Here is a 15,665-nt window from a genome sequence, read left to right on the forward strand (position 1 = left end):
TCAGTTATCGCTTTGTATGTAAATGTATTTTCTTAATCACCCTGATCTGCCCGCGGTGGTTGATCTCATCCTCCATCACATGATACCAAAACCAGTAGTTGTTATGGGACACACCATTATCCCACTTACCTTCTTCAAACAGCCATTCCTCATTTTTTGAGCTTAAAATGGAATATGTTTTTTCTCTGGTTTCCTGCAGAATATTCAAGTAATACTCAAGTGGCTGATTTCGGATCTCGCGGCTTGCTTCAGGTCCAAGAAATAGTGCAGTCTTCCATTTTGAAAATTCCTCTCCGTTTAAATCTCTGTTTTTATGTGTAATGACCTGATGAACAAAATCCACTGATGCAATGTGCATAAGAAGTGCACCTATTGAGTTTGCGCCGTCGTAAGCGATGAAATCAAGGTCATCCTGGCTTAGGTCTTTGATATCTTCAAGCAGGACAGATCTTGAGTAATCAAGCATTGCAACCAGTTCACCAATTCTACCTTCAAAATCTTCTTTTTGTTTAATAGTAAAATCCATTGAAAGCCCCCTTGAAGTTTTCCGTATATCTAATCTTAACAGTAAAAAAATGGAGAACAAGGCTGATAGACTGAGAGGATAAATGCTATAATAAAATTAAGCATTCATGTAAACGAACAGTGTTTCCTGTGACATAAACCTAAAATTAAGGTATAGTAAATTTACTACATGAGAGGAGGGTTGTTAAAAATGTATTCAGTGAGACTACGCCAGCAAACTTTGAACAATCAGTAATTTCATATGTTCAAAGGCTCTGTTTTCATAAACGGAGTAAACGGGATAAGTCTGCACATTTTTAATAACCTTCAACGGATCAATTTTAACGCTGAAGAAAGGCAGATGAGGTCTGTCTTTCTTTTTGTATATCAAGGGAGACATTTTTTAGTGTACCCGTTTACCCGAAACCCGCAGAGCAGTCTGCGGGTTTTTGTGATTACATTCCTTTCATTAATAAAAAAGGAAGTGTTGTCATGGAACGACTGGTATTGGAATTAAAAGAGATAGAAGTGACGTTTTTAGATAGAATCATTCTGGATATAAAAGATCTCCGTGTTCATCAGTTCGACAGGATTGGTATCGTTGGAAAAAATGGAAGTGGGAAAAGTACGCTTCTAAAGCTGATGAATGGCGGTTTAAAACCGGAGCGGGGAAGCATTAATCGAAAAATCGAATTCGGTTATTTCGAACAAAAGAAAGCACCTTCTGTAAAAGAAGGAACTGATTATAAATTGCTTGGACAGTTGCAGGTTCCTGATCATCAGCATGAACTGAGTGGCGGTGAGCAAACAAGACTAAAGCTTGCGCAGCTTTTATCAGATTACCATGAGGGTCTCCTGATTGATGAACCAACTACTCACCTTGATAAAACAGGAATTGATTTTCTGATTGGTGAGCTGAGGTATTATTATGGTGCACTGATATTGGTCAGTCATGATCGCTATGTACTTGATCAGTTGGTGACAAAAATATGGGAAGTATATGATGGACAGATAACCGAATATACAGGTAACTACTCTGACTATGAGAAACAAAAGAAAATTGAGTGGGAACAACAGCAGGAGAGACATGAAAATTACGTCAAAGAAAAGCAGCGACTACTTGCAGCGGCTGAAGAAAAAATGAAAAAGGCAAGTAAAATAACACAAGCAAAACAATCAGGTGGAAAAAAAGAAGCTTATTCCAATGCGAACCGAATGTATATGACAAAGCAGAAGGATACAAGTCAAAAGGCGGTTCAAAAAGCTGCAAAAGCGCTTGAGAAAAGAGTTGAGCAGTTAGAGGAAGTCACTCCAGTGGAAACAGAAACGAGCATTCAATTTCCACAATCCGAACAGCTTCAGCTGCATAATCGTTTTCCTATTATGGCAGACCAGCTGACATTGAATGCGGGGGATAAAAACTTGGTTGAAAATGTAAGTTTTCAATTTCCACTTGGTAAAACAATTGCGATTAACGGATTAAATGGATCAGGTAAATCAAGTTTGCTTGAACATATTGTGCGACATGGGGAAGGAATGACAATTTCACCAAAAGTGAAATTCGGAGTATTTGGTCAGCTTAATTATCAGACAGTTGGAGATGAAACTGTGCTTTCTTATATGAGAAAAAACAGTGACTTTGAAGAAAGTCATATTCGCGCTATTCTACATGAAATGAATTTCTCAGGAACTGATCTTATAAAAGAGGTCAGTCAATTGAGCGGAGGAGAAATAATCAGACTTCAGCTATGTCAGCTTTTCGCAGGGGCATATAATGTGCTTGTTTTGGACGAGCCTACTAATTTTCTTGATCTGAGAAGTATGAAAGCGCTCGAAAAATTTCTTCTTCAATATAAAGGGACAGTACTGTTGGTAAGTCATGACAGGGAGTTTGTAACAAGAGTAGCGGATACAGTATATAAAATTAATGGGAAAAATATTATTAGAGTAAAATAACAATAATTTGGAGGTAAGGTAGATGAAACAATCAGAGATGATCAATTTAGCCAAACAAAAGGGGCTGATTTTATCAGAAGAAGGCTTCAAAGTGAATGAATCCGGCGTTGATTTCAGAGTGGCACATGCGACAGATCTGCAGGGCGAAAAGTGGATTTTACGCATTCCGCGCCAAAAGGAATCAATGAGGCATGCAATTATTGAGAAGCGTGCACTCGATATTTTAAGTGGAAACGTCACTTTCCAGGTGCCGCGCTGGTCCATATTTACAGATCAGCTGATTGCTTATCAGCAGCTTGACGGTGTTCCGGCCGCAACAATAGATATGGAGCAGCAGGCATACGTATGGGAACTTGATGAGCAGAATCCGCCAGAGGCGTTTTACCTTTCGCTGGGGAAAGCAATGGCTGAGCTGCATACATTGGATACTGAGTTACTTAAAGATGCCGGTATCACAATCATTGAAGGAAAAGATATGAGAGAGGCAATGAAGAGAAGAATGAATCATATCAAACAACATTTTGATATTCATCCGGCGCTTTGGGAGCGCTGGGAAAAATGGCTGGCAAATGAACAGATCTGGCCGGAACATTCAGGTGTCAGACATGGCGACCTGCACCCGGGGCACATTTTGATCAATGAGCAAAGCGAAGTGACGGGATTCATTGACTGGACAGAAGTTCGTGTGGATGATGTAGCAGCCGATTTCACAGCGCATCTGCAGATTTTCGGGAAAGAAGGACTGCAAAAGCTGATTGATGCTTATAAAAATGCAGGCGGCCCGACGTGGTCAGGAATGGCTGAACATATTGAAGAAGTAAAGGCCGCCGGTCCGATTGTCGTTGCTGAATATGCTTTATTATCAGGGCTGGCTGAGATGCATGAGATGGCCGTGCACATGCTTGCTGCAGGGGAATAACACATAAATGATGTGTAGGTAAAAGGGACAGGGACTTAATCCACTGTCCCTTTTAATTAGGACATAACAATTTTTTTGAATCGAAAAGGTAGATTGTGTCGTCAATAGGGAAGCATATTTATAGGTGTCGAATTTCCTGTGTATTTACATTCACTATCCGGGAAAATGGTTACTTTTTGGAAATGTTTGATACCATATACATAACGAATCAACTTGGGGGTCTTTGATGAAAACAAAACTGGCAGGATTAACAGCTATGCTGGCAGCCGTCTTTTTGGCAGGTTGTCAGGATGAACCGATTACACCGGAAGAGCGTCTGGGTGAATACGTATCGCACTGGAATGAACAGGATTTTGATGTGATGTTTGAAGAATATTCAACAGCTGAGTCGAAGGAAACTTTTACAGAAGAGGAAATGATCGATTACTGGTCAAAAGTCTACGGTGATATCGAGATATCGAACATTGACGTCTCCATGGTGGAAATTCCGGAAGACAAAGAGTGGCCTGAGGATGAGCCAGCTGAGATTGGGGTCAGTATTGCATTTGACACATTCGCAGGGCCGGTTTCTTACAGTAAAAATGTAACGCTCATTCATGAGGAACGTGAGGAAGAGATGAACTGGTATGTGGACTGGGAGCGTTCATTTATTCTGCCTGATCTTGAACCGGACGATGAGATCCAAATTTCATCTACCCAGGGTGTGCGCGGCGAGCTGTTTGACCGCAATGGTAATCCTCTGGCGATTAATGGTACGGGCTACCGTGTAGGTGTGATTGCAGGGGATGTGTCAGATGAAGCTAAAAGTGAACTTGCTGAAGCGCTATCGATCACAACTGAAGAGATTGACAGCGAGCTTGAGCAGGGCTGGGTGAGCGATGGTTTATTCGTGCCTATCCAGGATTTGCCGCGACCTCAGGAAGAATTATTAAATGGGCTGGGTAACCTAGAAGGTGTCGATTATCAGACCGTCGATATGAGGGAATACCCATATGGAGAAGCGGTGTCTCATTTGACTGGTTACATCGCACCAATCACCGCTGAACAGCTGGAGGAAGCTGAAGGTGAAGGGTATACATCTAATGATTTGTATGGTCAAAGAGGTCTTGAACAATTGTTAAACGATCGTCTCCGGCCAAAAGCAGGCGGCATCATTGCGATTAAAAAAGGTGAAGAAGTCACTACGGTTACTGAAAATGCTCCGGAAGATGGAGAGAGCATTACGCTAACCATTGACGCTGAACTTCAGCGCACAGCTTTTGAAGCAATGGGTGGTCAGCCGGGTACAGCTGCAGCAGTGGATCCAGGGACAGGAGAGACACTTGTTCTGGCCAGCTCACCCGGTTTTGATCCGACTGCATTGGCGCTTGGTATCGGACGTGAAGAACTCGCGGAAGACCCTGATCAGCCAACGTTGAACCGTTTTTCAGCAGCTTATGCACCGGGGTCAACCCAGAAAACCATTACTGCTGCAATCGGATTAGAAGCAGGAACACTTGATCCGAATGAGGGGATTACGATAGATGATGGCTTAACATGGAGTAAAGACGGCTGGGGTGACTTTCAGGTGACGCGTGTATATGAAACAGAAAATCCGGTTGATCTGAATAAAGGTCTCGTCTACTCTGACAATATTTATTTTGCCCGGATTGCACTTGAGATGGGAGCAGAAACGTTAATTCAGGGCCTGGAATCCTATGGATATGAAGAAGAAATGCCGTTTACTTATCCAATGACAGATTCACAGATTTCAAATGAAGGTACAATCGGCTCAGAAGGGCAGCTCGTCGATACATCATATGGACAGGGAGAAATGCTGACCAATATTCTGCACCTCGCTTCTATGTATGAAGTGGTGATCACAAACGGTACAATTATGAAGCCGCTTCTGCTGGAGGAAGAAGAGCCTGAAGTCTGGAAAGAGGGGCTGCTATCTGAGGAAGATGCAACACTTCTGAGGACGGATCTGCGTGAGGTAGTGACTGAAGGCTTTGCACAGCCTGCAAATATTGAAGAAGTCAGCATCGCGGGTAAAACCGGAACCGCTGAACTGAAGCTTGCAGGCGAAGAATCCGGGAAAGAAAATGGGTTCTTTGTCGCTTACGATCAGAACAATCCTGAGTTTGTCATGGCTATGATGATTGAAGGGGTCGAAGATAAGGGCGGCAGCACATATGTTTCTGAACTTGTGACTGAGGTGTTTTTGAATCAATAGGTTAGTTGGGAGGCGCGGTTTTTGCGCCTCTTTTTTTGTGGGAAATGTAGAGGCGGGACAGACCCGGGTCTACATTCTATTGAAAATATTCAATGTAAAAAACCAGACCCGGACGCTTACCAGGTCTGGTTCTATTAATGCGCCATCATCTCATGCGCAACCTCTTCACCATCCATATCTGATGGATAATATGTCGGCCAGTTCACCACTTCATCGAGTAAAGCATCCCGATCATCGCCCCAGTACAAATGATAGTGATGCGAATCTGTCGGGGAAATGCCATGGTCACTGAACTGAATGTAAGCTGGCATTGCGCCTTCCTGTGTTTCTTCAAGCTTAAAGACATAGCGTACGCCGCGGTTTCCTGCTTCGTAATTCAGGACTTCATATCCATCATAAATGTAAACACCTGAAGATTGTTCGCCGTCTTCATAGAATGTGAATGTATCGTCCTCAATGACAATTCGGTCCACACCGGTTACATAGCCCTCAGTATAGTACTCCTTGTATTCCTCAGCTGATTTGTCGCCATCTTCAGCTTTGTGTGCAAATACTTCATCCAGTGTTCCATCCTGAAGGTAAGGATAAACTGACTGCCAGTCACCTTCCCAATCAGATAACGGGCGATCTTCTATCTGATCATCTTCAAAGTAACCATCATAAATTTTTTGTGCTTCTTCATCATGCTCATGACTGTGATCGTGTTCGTGGCCATGGTCGTGACTATGATTCTCCGGCTCTACAGCGGGTGCCGCAGAAAGTGCAATGTTCAACTGCTCAAGATTACGTTTCATAAGAGAAAAATAATCTTCACCATTTCCAATATCCTCATCAGTCAGAACGGACAGGTTATGCAGCATAAGCGTTTCTGCACCAATTTCCTCTCTGATCACTTCAGCAATTTTAGTAGTAATGTTCTGCTCAAAAAAGACATGCTGCAAGCCATACTTTTCAGCTGTTTCTATCATTGTCTTTAACTCTTTTTGAGAAGGTTCCTGCGCCGGACTCAGGCCTGAAACTGCAATCTGATGAACACCGTAAGCTTCTTCCCAGTACCCGTAAGCGGCATGCGATACGATAAAATGATTACCCGATGCAGCTTCAATTCCAGCTGAGAATTCCTTGTCCAGTGATTCAAGTTCAGTCTTCAATGACTCGAAGTTTTCTTCAAATAACGCTTTGTCTTCAGGCTGCATATCTGTCAGTAAATCCTTAATATTTTCAGCCATTTCAATCGAGCGGGCCGGGTCCAGCCAGACGTGAGGGTCATAATCCCCGTGAGCATGATCGTGCCCATCACCATGGTCATGATCATGCGCGCCTTCACTCAATTCAATGTCTTTGGTTGCTTCTGCAATCCTCACATCTTCAGTCTCCACAGCCTCAGCAATGCTGTCCGCATAACCTTCGAGTCCTGCGCCATTCATAAGAAATATATCTGCTTCAGCGATCGCCATGACGTCTTTTGAAGTCGGTTCATATGTATGTGAGTCAGACCCGGGTGGGAGGATGGAGCTTACTTCTGCTTCATCACCGGCAATACGTTCTGCGAAATACTGTAACGGATAGACTGTTGTAAAAATGGAGAGGGGATCAGCCTCAGCTGAATCAGCAGACGAAACCTCGCCATTTTCATCATTACTATTCCCACACGCAGCAAGTACCATAACACTTATTAAACTTAATGACATAAACCTTTTTTTATACATTGTTTGCCTCCTTTTTAAATCACAATGAATAATATATCGTAATCATTACGATTTGTAAATAAGAATGGTTACGATTTGATGGGGGTTGTTCTTTTGAGTATTGAATATGTCAGATGGTTTTTGTTAAGGGAAGAGGTAGGCGGGGCTTGATTACGTCAGCTTTTAGAATATATCTATCGGCAATCTCATTATTCAATCATCAATTGCATGGATTCCATCAGCAGTGGTTGGACGGTGGAGAATTCCATCATCAATCAGTATGATTCAATCAGCAATCGGATTTATTCCATCACCTTTTCAAGAATTCGCCACCTAACGACGCCCACGCACCAAACAACGCTTTGCACCCCAGCCCACCAACCCCAAACTACCAATGTCCCAACTGCATACAAAAAAGGCAGACCCGCGTCTGCCTTTCATCATCGTGCATCAAATTCCTTCTTGATCACTGCAAGCCGCTCAGGCTCTGTCAACAAACGGTAAGCAGTCAACGCTAACGACTTCGCGCCAAGAATCAACCCTTCATCACCAGCTTCAGATCTCGCTGCCTCACGAAATTCATCTGTATGCAGAACAAGTTCATCCGGTCCGATCTTCACGTAAGGATGAATTGTCGGGACCACATGACTGATATTACCTGCATCGGTCGAACCGATTCCGCCGTGAACCTTTTCAGGGAAAATACCGCCAAGCGATTCATAGACTTCTTTGTAGACATCATCAAATGAAGGTGTTGGAATCAGGTTATCCACCTGATTCTGAAATTCAAGAACATTTACTTTTGTCCCGGTTGAGAGGGCAGCACCTTCAGCAATCGCCCGGACTTTTTCTGTTACTTTATTTAAGTTTTCTCGCTCGGCCGCACGGATATAAAAACGTGCTTTGGCGTAAGCGGGGACAATGTTTGGTGCATCCCCGCCATGCGTAATAATGCCGTGGATTCTTACATCAGGTGTAACATGCTGTCTGAGTGAATTAATGCCATTGAAAAGCTGAAGTACGCCTTCTAATGCATTTGCACCGTCATGCGGCGATGAAGCAGCATGTGCAGGTCTGCCGATAAATTCAAAATCAAGTGGGTCAACTGCAAGGCTTGTCGTTGTCAGTCCATTACGGTAAGAAGGGTGGATCATCATCGCTGCATCCACATCTTTTAAGTAACCCTCACGAACAAAGCTGCCTTTTGCACTGCCGTTTGGTCCGCCTTCTTCAGCAGGTGTACCAAGAACGACAACTGTGCCACCGGTTTCTTCTATAATAGAAGCTACACTAACGGCTGCGGCGATGCTTGCCGTGCCAATAATGTTATGGCCGCAGGCATGCCCGAGTCCTGGAAGTGCATCGTATTCTGCTAAGAACGCAATAACCGGTCCCGGCTTGTTGCCTGATTTAGCAGCATAAAATCCTGTTTCGTGACCGGCTACGTCTTTTTTAACAGAAAACCCTGCAGCTTCAAGATGGGCAGTCAGCTCTTTTTGCGCAAAATACTCTTCATTTCCGATTTCAGGACGTTCGTGAATCCGGTGGCTGGTTGCAAGATAATGCTGTCTGTTCTGATCAATATGCTGGAGAAGATCCTGCTCAAAATTGGTCGAGATACTCATACAAAGCGCCTCCTAGTAATTTGTAAGTTCTTCTAGTGAAACAAATGTCGGAATCATTCCACCGTTATATTCGTCCTCAATGAATTGTGCAACATCTTCCTGCTGATAAAGCTCTCCAATACGCTGATACACTTCATTGTCCTGATCTTCAGTACGGCTTGCGATGATATTAATGTAAGGTGTTGCTGTATCACTTTCACGGAAAATCGAGTCGTCAACAGGACTGAACCCTGCATCCACTGCAATCCCGTTATTAATAATTGATGCATCTACATCAGGCAATACGCGCGGTGTCTGACCTGCAACGATCGGTTCGAGTGTGATGTTTTTCGTGTTTTCTGTAATATCTTCAGGTGTGCCTGTTAAACCGGCATCATCGCTTAGTTCAATCAAGCCTGATTCTTCAAGAAGCAGTAGTGCACGTCCCAGGTTTGTCGCTTCATTTGGTACGGCAATGGTTGCGCCATCCGGTAATTCTTCTACAGAATCAACTTTTTCTGAATATAGCGCCATTGGTGCAATTACTGTAGAAGCAATTGGTGAAAGATCCAGTTCACGGTCCTCAATGAATTCATCGAAATAAGAGATTGTCTGGAAAGCGTTAAGATCAATGTCTTCTTCAGCTAACGCAATATTTGGCTGCACATAATCCGAGAAGCTGACAATTTCGATTTCAATATCTTCTTCTGCAGCTTTTTCAGCGACAAAATCCCAGATGCGCGTATCTGATCCGCTGACTCCGATTGTGACTGTTTCGCTGTCACCGCCGCATGCTGCGAGAAGTGTAGCTGTTGATGCAAGTACAAGTGTTCCAATTGTTTTTTTCATGTTGATTTCCTCCAATTAACTACGTCTGATTTTTTTAGATACGATATTTCCTGTTGTCTGAAGACCCTGAACCATCACGACCAGTATGCCGACTGTGATCAGCATCACGGCTGTATCAAAACGCTGGTAACCATATGTGATTGCCAGATCTCCAAGACCTCCGCCACCAACGGCTCCAGCCATCGCAGATGCGCCGACTAGTCCGACCGTTGCAATCGTGAGTGCCAGTACAAGTGAACTGAGTGCTTCCGGAATTAAAAATTTGAAAATAATCTGCCCCGGAGTTGCACCCATTGCTTCAGCAGCTTCAATGACACCTTTGTCTACTTCAAGCAGTGAGTTTTCAATCAGTCTTGCAATGTAAGGTCCTGCATAAAAGACAAGGGGCACAATTGCTGCAGCTGTACCAATTGAAGTCCCGACAATTAATCTTGTAATCGGTATGATGGCAACCATCAGGATAATAAATGGAACTGATCTGAATACGTTAATGACTGCATTTAAAACATTAAAGACAGCCAGGTTTTCAAGTAAATGTCCTTTTCGCGTCACAACAAGCAGAATGCCGAGCGGGAAGCCGATCAGTGATGAGAAAAGGAGTGAAAATCCAACCATCGCAAGTGTTTCCCACAGTGCTTCAATAATCTGATCTGTATTAACCAGCATGCTGTGCCACATCCTTTACATAAACGTTTTCCTGTTGAATATAGTGAAGTGCTTTCTGGATATCAGACTGCCTGCCATCAAACTCAACAATGAGGTTGCCAAATGGAATTTCCTGCAGCTCAGTGATATTGCCAAAGAGCACATTTACATCAAGGTTAAATTGTCTCGAGACCCGTGAAAGGAGTGGAGACCCGGTAGATTGACCGGTATATTGAATCCGGTACACATTTTTAAAGTTCTTTTTCTCCAGTTCCTTCACAATGCTGTCAGGCAGTTGGTCGTTCATCACTGACCGGACAAAACGTTTCGTTGTCGGATGCTGAGGGTTTGTGAATACCTCAAACACTGTGCCTTTTTCTTTAATAATTCCTTCTTCGATGACGGCAACTTTATCACAAATCTCACGGATCACTGTCATTTCATGTGTAATGATTAAGATCGTAATGTTGTACTCTTTGTTGATTTTTTTTAACAGATCCAGAATAGACTGTGTCGTCTGTGGATCGAGTGCCGATGTTGCTTCATCGCATAAAAGAATGGATGGATTCGTTGCAAGTGCACGGGCGATTCCGACACGCTGCTTTTGACCGCCTGATAATTGATCAGGATATTGATCTGCTTTATCTGCAAGTCCAACAAATGCGAGTAATTCCTCAACACGTTCACGAACCTTTTCTTTCGGCTCGCGTGTCAGTAAAAGGGGAGTAGCCACATTGTGGTACACCGTTTTGGAATTCAGCAGGTTGAAATGCTGGAAGATCATCCCGATATCTTTTCTAATCGTTCTGATTTCCTGTTTTGAATGCTGATTTAAGTCTTTTCCATGGATCAACACTCTTCCTTCTGATGGTTGTTCAAGCCAGTTTACGCAGCGAATCAGTGAGCTTTTTCCGGCCCCGCTGAAGCCAATCACCCCATAGATTTCCCCTGTTTCCACTGTAAGGTCAATTCCTTTTAACGCATGAACCGCTTCTTCGCCTTCACCATACGTTTTCTTCACATTCTCAAACTGTATCATCGGAATCCTCCTTTAAATATAAGTTAACTGGGAAATTTAATCGGATTTAATCAAATATCCTTCCCCGGCAAGTGTTTAAGGAATAAAAAAACCTCTTCCTGATAAACAAGAAGAGGCTGCATAACGCAAACACTCTTCTCATCTATCAGGCATAACGCCTGCTGGAGTTGGCACGGTGCTTACTAAGTAAGTCCGCTGCCGAGGTATCAAAGGGCCAGTCCCTCCACCTCTCTGGATAAGAAGAAATCGTTCTATTCAAATGATGTTCCTTACTTTACTATGCTGGAAAAGGGAAGTCAATAGATGTGAAGAATATTATTTTTAAAAAGTTTTTATAGTAAAATTTTCACAAACACTTAGATTAAAGAATTAAGTGCATAATGATCTATCTATACAGTAAATAATTGTGGCCAAAAACATAGAAAATTAATTGTTCAAGGTGAGGAGGAGTAAAATTGATTAAATGTATGATATTTGATTTTGATGGCCTGGTATTTGATACAGAGACTAGTGAAATTGAATCATTTAAAAAGCTGTACAGAAAATATCAGCTAACGTTCCCTATTGAAAAGTGGATGGAGGGGATCGGAAGCACTTTGAAGTTTGATCCATATGAATCCCTTATGTTGAGCTTTCCGGAAGTTAATAGAGAAGCGTCTCACTACACTCTGATTTTTCTCAAATTAGAACTTGTTTCTTACATACACAAGCTCAAACCGCTCACAAACCAACATGATATCTTCCGTATACGCAAGTCCGACCTCACTCAATTCTTTTCTGAAAAAGCGCTCATGTGCTTCTTTCCAGTAGCTGTACGTTCTGTCACCTTCACCCTCTGCAATTGCAAATTCTTCAGGGACTTCATTCATTGGCATAAGATCCACCTGAGATGTGCGGATAATTGCTAAAGGCTCATCCTTACTGCTGAGAATAATGCTGTAATCATCTACTGCCGGCAGCGGTTCATTCTCAAGTTCATAGAAAATAAGGCCCGAGCAGGTTGCTGTTTTGATCCCGTCAATAACTAACTTCGCCAGGTAATCAGGTGTCTCACCAAATTGCCAGGCAGTCACTGATGATGGCTGTTTTTTACACTGAGCGATCCAAAAATCATTCCAGTATTTCATTGATGCTGCATTCATATTCATTCTCCTAAAATTTCAACATTCAGATTAATTATAGCATTATAATGTTAATCGCGTTTTGGGGACAGGCTTGAAAAGCTTCAGGTGAAATCTGTCCCTGCCGTGTACATATGATGTGCACACTAACCTCCGTCCCCAGTATGCACATGAATACTCATCAGTGCACATGTTCCTTCTGATGACAGCACATCACCGTCTCATCATGCGGATGCGCCTCATCCTCAAGCTGAATGGTCACGTGACCGATCTTTTCATGAGCAAGTTTATGTTCAATTTCCCGCAGCAGCTCCTGACATTCATTGATGGAAAGGGTGCCGTCTACAACTGCGTGGCAGGAGAGGGCGTTATTGCCGCTTGTGATTGACCAGACGTGCAGGTCATGGATGTCTTTGATCCCGCTGACACTATTAATTGTTGCAATCACCTGCTCCAGGTCAACATTTTCAGGTGTGCCCTCCATCAGGACGTGGATGGAATCCTTCGACACGCGCCAGCCGCTGATACATACAAGCACTGCGACAATCACGCTTGCAAGAGGGTCTGCCCAGCCCCAATTAAAGAAAATAATCAGCAGAGCGGCTGTCACAGCACCGACTGATCCAAGCAGGTCACCAAGCACATGAAGAAATGTGGCACGGAGATTCAGGTTATCTTTTGTATCACCTTTACGCATCAGCAGCCATGCCACTACAACGTTGACAACCAGCCCAAGTGTAGCAATAACCAGCATTCCTGTTGACGCAATTTCCGGCGGATTACTAAAACGCTGAAAAGCCTCATAAAAAATATAGAGTGCAATCAGTACGAGTGTTACACCGTTAAATACAGCCGCTAAAATTTCAAAACGTTTGTATCCATATGTTTTATGACGGTCAGCCGCTCTTTCTCCAAGTGTAAAAGCAAGCAGTCCAACACCGAGTGAAATTGAATCACTCAGCATATGGCCGGCATCTGAAAGAAGGGCGAGACTATTTGTCAGAACCCCCCCGATAGCTTCGATAATCATGAAGCTTGTTATGATGATAAAGCTGATTAACAATGCTTTTTTATTCGATGTATGCGCATGATCATGTCCGTGTCCCATTATCATTCCTCCATCATACTTAATGGCGAGCGTGCTTAATCATCTGTTCAAGTATATTCATTACATGTTCGTCATCATGTGAATAATATAAGGTCGTGCCTTCACGGCGATACTTTACGAGCCTGAGGTTTTTTAAAAATCTCAGCTGATGTGAGACAGTCGATTGCTTCAGACTCAATGCTTCAGAAATGCCGTTTACTGAGTATTCATTCACAAAAAGCAGGTGCAGGATCCGTATTCTTGTCGGATCACCAAGCGCTTTAAATGTCTGTGAGACGACAAACAATGTTTCTTCATCAAGGTTATTCACGTGATCTGTATCCAAAAGAACACCTCCTGTATCGTTATGTGTATATATGATTATATATTCATACATTAAAATATTACAGAAGCTTTGTCAATGAGATTGAAAAAGGTACAACCTTGTATACCAGGCTGTACCTCAAAGCTATAGAAAAAACAAAATATATCCCTGCAGATAAACCTGTACCATCAGATAAAACGCAATGGCAAATTTATAATTGAATAAAAAGCTGTTCTTCACAATACTTAAACCGTTTACCGAACTCAGCACAATTGTTGGCAGGATCAGTGGTGAAATCATGATAGAAATCACACTTCCTGAAGTAATCCCAAGCAATACAATTTCAGGCGGATAGGGCACTTCGACACCCTGAAGAATTCCTGATACAAGTACAATAACCGTCAGGGGTCCAAGTCCGATAAAACCAAGGATTATGACGACAAATGGCAATACCCAAAGGAAATTCAGAAACGGGATGGCGTCTGAAACTAAAAATAAGCCATCAACGATATACTCCCCGTACCCTGACTGATTCACTGCATCAATTAAAAAACCGGCAGCGAGCAGAATAGAGAATTGCTGCGCTTTGTCCGGGACACCTGCCTTTGCATATTCCATGCTGTTCTCAACAATTTTGTAAGGCTTTTGACGAATGACAAAGTTCACAATGACCCACACAATGATCACAAGTGGAATAATGAGCAAAAGACTCGCACTCCAGATGGAATTGATCAGAAAAATAGAGCCAAACAGAGAGACGAATAAGAAGATAAATTCCCTCACTTCCCTGTTTCCACCGGGCTGCTGATGTCCTGCAATTTTAGCAAGCTGTTCCTGAATACCTGCGGTCAGATCCACTCCATATCTCCGTTCCCTGATAGATGAAGTGAAGACAGACAGCAGAATGCCGGCAAATGAAATGATAAATCCCTGCAAAATTGATAGTCCAAGTGACGCACCAAGTGCATCCACTGCGAAAATAAAGCTTGGAATACTAATGACCCACATCGTCGTTAAGGCAAAACCGCGCAACAGTCCAGTCCCTTTATAATTCTCCCAGGCCTCACCGTGCTGATCGCTCAGAAAATTGTTGATCATGCCATAGACCATTGGAATGGCGCCGAATAATAAAAAGTAAGAAATGATCTGTGTAATCATCAATATGCCAAAATAAAACTTCCTGCTCGTATTCAAGAGCTTTTGAGCAAAATGAATGACCGACTCAATATAAGGTTTTTCATCAAGCACCCAGCTGATAATCGGCACAATTAACAGCAGCGCAATCAACCCGCTCATTACAGTAAACCCTGACACGCTTGCCTCTAAAAGAGAGGTTCCTGCTGAAACATGTATGACTAGCGCAATGACCAGCAGCATCAGTGAAATCGATGCCTGTTTTAAAGGCAGAAAAAAATAACCAATGATAAAAGCTGTCAGACCGAACAGAGATAGCGGCGTTGTCAGTGTACCAGCCTGCGTCATTGAAACAATAAAATGTGTAAGGACATATAAAAGAATAAAAAGGGTGTAGCCCCATTTAGCGGATTGTCTCATCAGTCATACTCCCGTCAACGGTGATATTCATGATCAAATCGTAACATATCGCATAGAATACAATCTTATCCGGTGATTCATACTGCAAAGATTTAACTTCTGAACTTCACAATAAGTTAGTTGGAAATGGTAAAATAGGAGAAGTACTTTCATGTGAGG

13 protein-coding genes and 1 riboswitch are annotated in these 15,665 nt (G+C 42.8%); of the genes, 3 read left to right on the top strand and 10 right to left on the bottom strand.

The window, feature by feature from the left end; translation table 11 throughout:
• Positions 1 to 4: 4 nt before the first annotated feature.
• The gene (locus tag LG330_RS05450) at positions 5 to 526 is read right to left on the bottom strand and encodes a DinB family protein (protein WP_404408056.1); all 522 of its coding nucleotides are present in this window, start codon (positions 524 to 526) and stop codon (positions 5 to 7) included.
• 470 nt (positions 527 to 996) lie between these two features.
• Between LG330_RS05450 and LG330_RS05455 the strand changes: the two genes are divergently transcribed.
• From LG330_RS05455 to LG330_RS05465, 3 genes are all read left to right on the top strand, one after another.
• Positions 997 to 2,460: an Msr family ABC-F type ribosomal protection protein gene (locus LG330_RS05455; protein ID WP_404408058.1), complete on the top strand. Its 1,464-nt coding sequence runs from the start codon at positions 997 to 999 to the stop codon at positions 2,458 to 2,460.
• A 22-nt stretch (positions 2,461 to 2,482) separates the two neighbouring features.
• Positions 2,483 to 3,379: a macrolide 2'-phosphotransferase gene (locus tag LG330_RS05460; protein WP_404408059.1), complete on the top strand. Its 897-nt coding sequence runs from the start codon at positions 2,483 to 2,485 to the stop codon at positions 3,377 to 3,379.
• Between the two features lie 226 nt (positions 3,380 to 3,605).
• Positions 3,606 to 5,594: a penicillin-binding transpeptidase domain-containing protein gene (locus LG330_RS05465; RefSeq protein ID WP_404408060.1), complete on the top strand. Its 1,989-nt coding sequence runs from the start codon at positions 3,606 to 3,608 to the stop codon at positions 5,592 to 5,594.
• Positions 5,595 to 5,728: 134 nt separating this feature from the next.
• On the opposite strand, the gene LG330_RS05470 is transcribed toward LG330_RS05465, so the two are convergent.
• The 9 genes from LG330_RS05470 to LG330_RS05510 form a co-directional block, all read right to left on the bottom strand.
• On the bottom strand, positions 5,729 to 7,303 hold the full coding sequence (locus LG330_RS05470) for a metal ABC transporter solute-binding protein, Zn/Mn family (RefSeq protein WP_404408062.1): 1,575 nt from the start codon (positions 7,301 to 7,303) through the stop codon (positions 5,729 to 5,731).
• Positions 7,304 to 7,722: 419 nt separating this feature from the next.
• Positions 7,723 to 8,907 carry a M20 family metallopeptidase gene (locus LG330_RS05475; RefSeq protein ID WP_404408064.1) on the bottom strand — a complete coding sequence of 395 codons (1,185 nt, stop codon included), beginning with the start codon at positions 8,905 to 8,907 and terminating at the stop codon, positions 7,723 to 7,725.
• A gap of 12 nt (positions 8,908 to 8,919) precedes the next feature.
• Positions 8,920 to 9,735, bottom strand: a complete 816-nt coding sequence (locus LG330_RS05480; protein ID WP_404408066.1) for a MetQ/NlpA family ABC transporter substrate-binding protein — start codon at positions 9,733 to 9,735, stop codon at positions 8,920 to 8,922.
• A 15-nt stretch (positions 9,736 to 9,750) separates the two neighbouring features.
• Positions 9,751 to 10,401 carry a methionine ABC transporter permease gene (locus LG330_RS05485; RefSeq protein WP_404408068.1) on the bottom strand — a complete coding sequence of 217 codons (651 nt, stop codon included), beginning with the start codon at positions 10,399 to 10,401 and terminating at the stop codon, positions 9,751 to 9,753.
• The gene (locus LG330_RS05490; protein ID WP_404408070.1) at positions 10,391 to 11,419 is read right to left on the bottom strand and encodes a methionine ABC transporter ATP-binding protein; all 1,029 of its coding nucleotides are present in this window, start codon (positions 11,417 to 11,419) and stop codon (positions 10,391 to 10,393) included. The genes LG330_RS05485 and LG330_RS05490 overlap by 11 nt, the downstream gene beginning before the upstream one ends.
• A 135-nt stretch (positions 11,420 to 11,554) precedes the next feature.
• Positions 11,555 to 11,661: riboswitch (SAM riboswitch) on the bottom strand.
• Between the two features lie 441 nt (positions 11,662 to 12,102).
• Positions 12,103 to 12,561, bottom strand: a complete 459-nt coding sequence (locus LG330_RS05495; RefSeq protein WP_404408072.1) for an ASCH domain-containing protein — start codon at positions 12,559 to 12,561, stop codon at positions 12,103 to 12,105.
• A gap of 160 nt (positions 12,562 to 12,721) precedes the next feature.
• Positions 12,722 to 13,648, bottom strand: a complete 927-nt coding sequence (locus LG330_RS05500; RefSeq protein WP_404408074.1) for a cation diffusion facilitator family transporter — start codon at positions 13,646 to 13,648, stop codon at positions 12,722 to 12,724.
• Positions 13,649 to 13,667: 19 nt separating this feature from the next.
• Positions 13,668 to 13,973: an ArsR/SmtB family transcription factor gene (locus LG330_RS05505; protein ID WP_404408076.1), complete on the bottom strand. Its 306-nt coding sequence runs from the start codon at positions 13,971 to 13,973 to the stop codon at positions 13,668 to 13,670.
• Between the two features lie 123 nt (positions 13,974 to 14,096).
• On the bottom strand, positions 14,097 to 15,506 hold the full coding sequence (locus LG330_RS05510; protein WP_404408078.1) for a hypothetical protein: 1,410 nt from the start codon (positions 15,504 to 15,506) through the stop codon (positions 14,097 to 14,099).
• Positions 15,507 to 15,665 lie beyond the last annotated feature (159 nt).

It is taken from the genome of Jeotgalibacillus malaysiensis, assembly GCF_044789845.1.
GTDB classification, from domain to species: domain Bacteria; phylum Bacillota; class Bacilli; order Bacillales; family Jeotgalibacillaceae; genus Jeotgalibacillus; species Jeotgalibacillus malaysiensis_A.

Excerpts from the sequence above, each read along its gene's own strand:
- LG330_RS05450 (WP_404408056.1), bottom strand. The coding sequence starts at position 526 with ATGGATTTTACTATTAAACAAAAAGAAGATTTTGAAGGTAGAATTGGT.
- LG330_RS05455 (WP_404408058.1), top strand. The coding sequence starts at position 997 with ATGGAACGACTGGTATTGGAATTAAAAGAGATAGAAGTGACGTTTTTA.
- LG330_RS05460 (WP_404408059.1), top strand. The coding sequence starts at position 2,483 with ATGAAACAATCAGAGATGATCAATTTAGCCAAACAAAAGGGGCTGATT.
- LG330_RS05465 (WP_404408060.1), top strand. The coding sequence starts at position 3,606 with ATGAAAACAAAACTGGCAGGATTAACAGCTATGCTGGCAGCCGTCTTT.
- LG330_RS05470 (WP_404408062.1), bottom strand. The coding sequence starts at position 7,303 with ATGTATAAAAAAAGGTTTATGTCATTAAGTTTAATAAGTGTTATGGTA.
- LG330_RS05475 (WP_404408064.1), bottom strand. The coding sequence starts at position 8,907 with ATGAGTATCTCGACCAATTTTGAGCAGGATCTTCTCCAGCATATTGAT.
- LG330_RS05480 (WP_404408066.1), bottom strand. The coding sequence starts at position 9,735 with ATGAAAAAAACAATTGGAACACTTGTACTTGCATCAACAGCTACACTT.
- LG330_RS05485 (WP_404408068.1), bottom strand. The coding sequence starts at position 10,401 with ATGCTGGTTAATACAGATCAGATTATTGAAGCACTGTGGGAAACACTT.
- LG330_RS05490 (WP_404408070.1), bottom strand. The coding sequence starts at position 11,419 with ATGATACAGTTTGAGAATGTGAAGAAAACGTATGGTGAAGGCGAAGAA.
- LG330_RS05495 (WP_404408072.1), bottom strand. The coding sequence starts at position 12,561 with ATGAATGCAGCATCAATGAAATACTGGAATGATTTTTGGATCGCTCAG.
- LG330_RS05500 (WP_404408074.1), bottom strand. The coding sequence starts at position 13,648 with ATGGGACACGGACATGATCATGCGCATACATCGAATAAAAAAGCATTG.
- LG330_RS05510 (WP_404408078.1), bottom strand. The coding sequence starts at position 15,506 with ATGAGACAATCCGCTAAATGGGGCTACACCCTTTTTATTCTTTTATAT.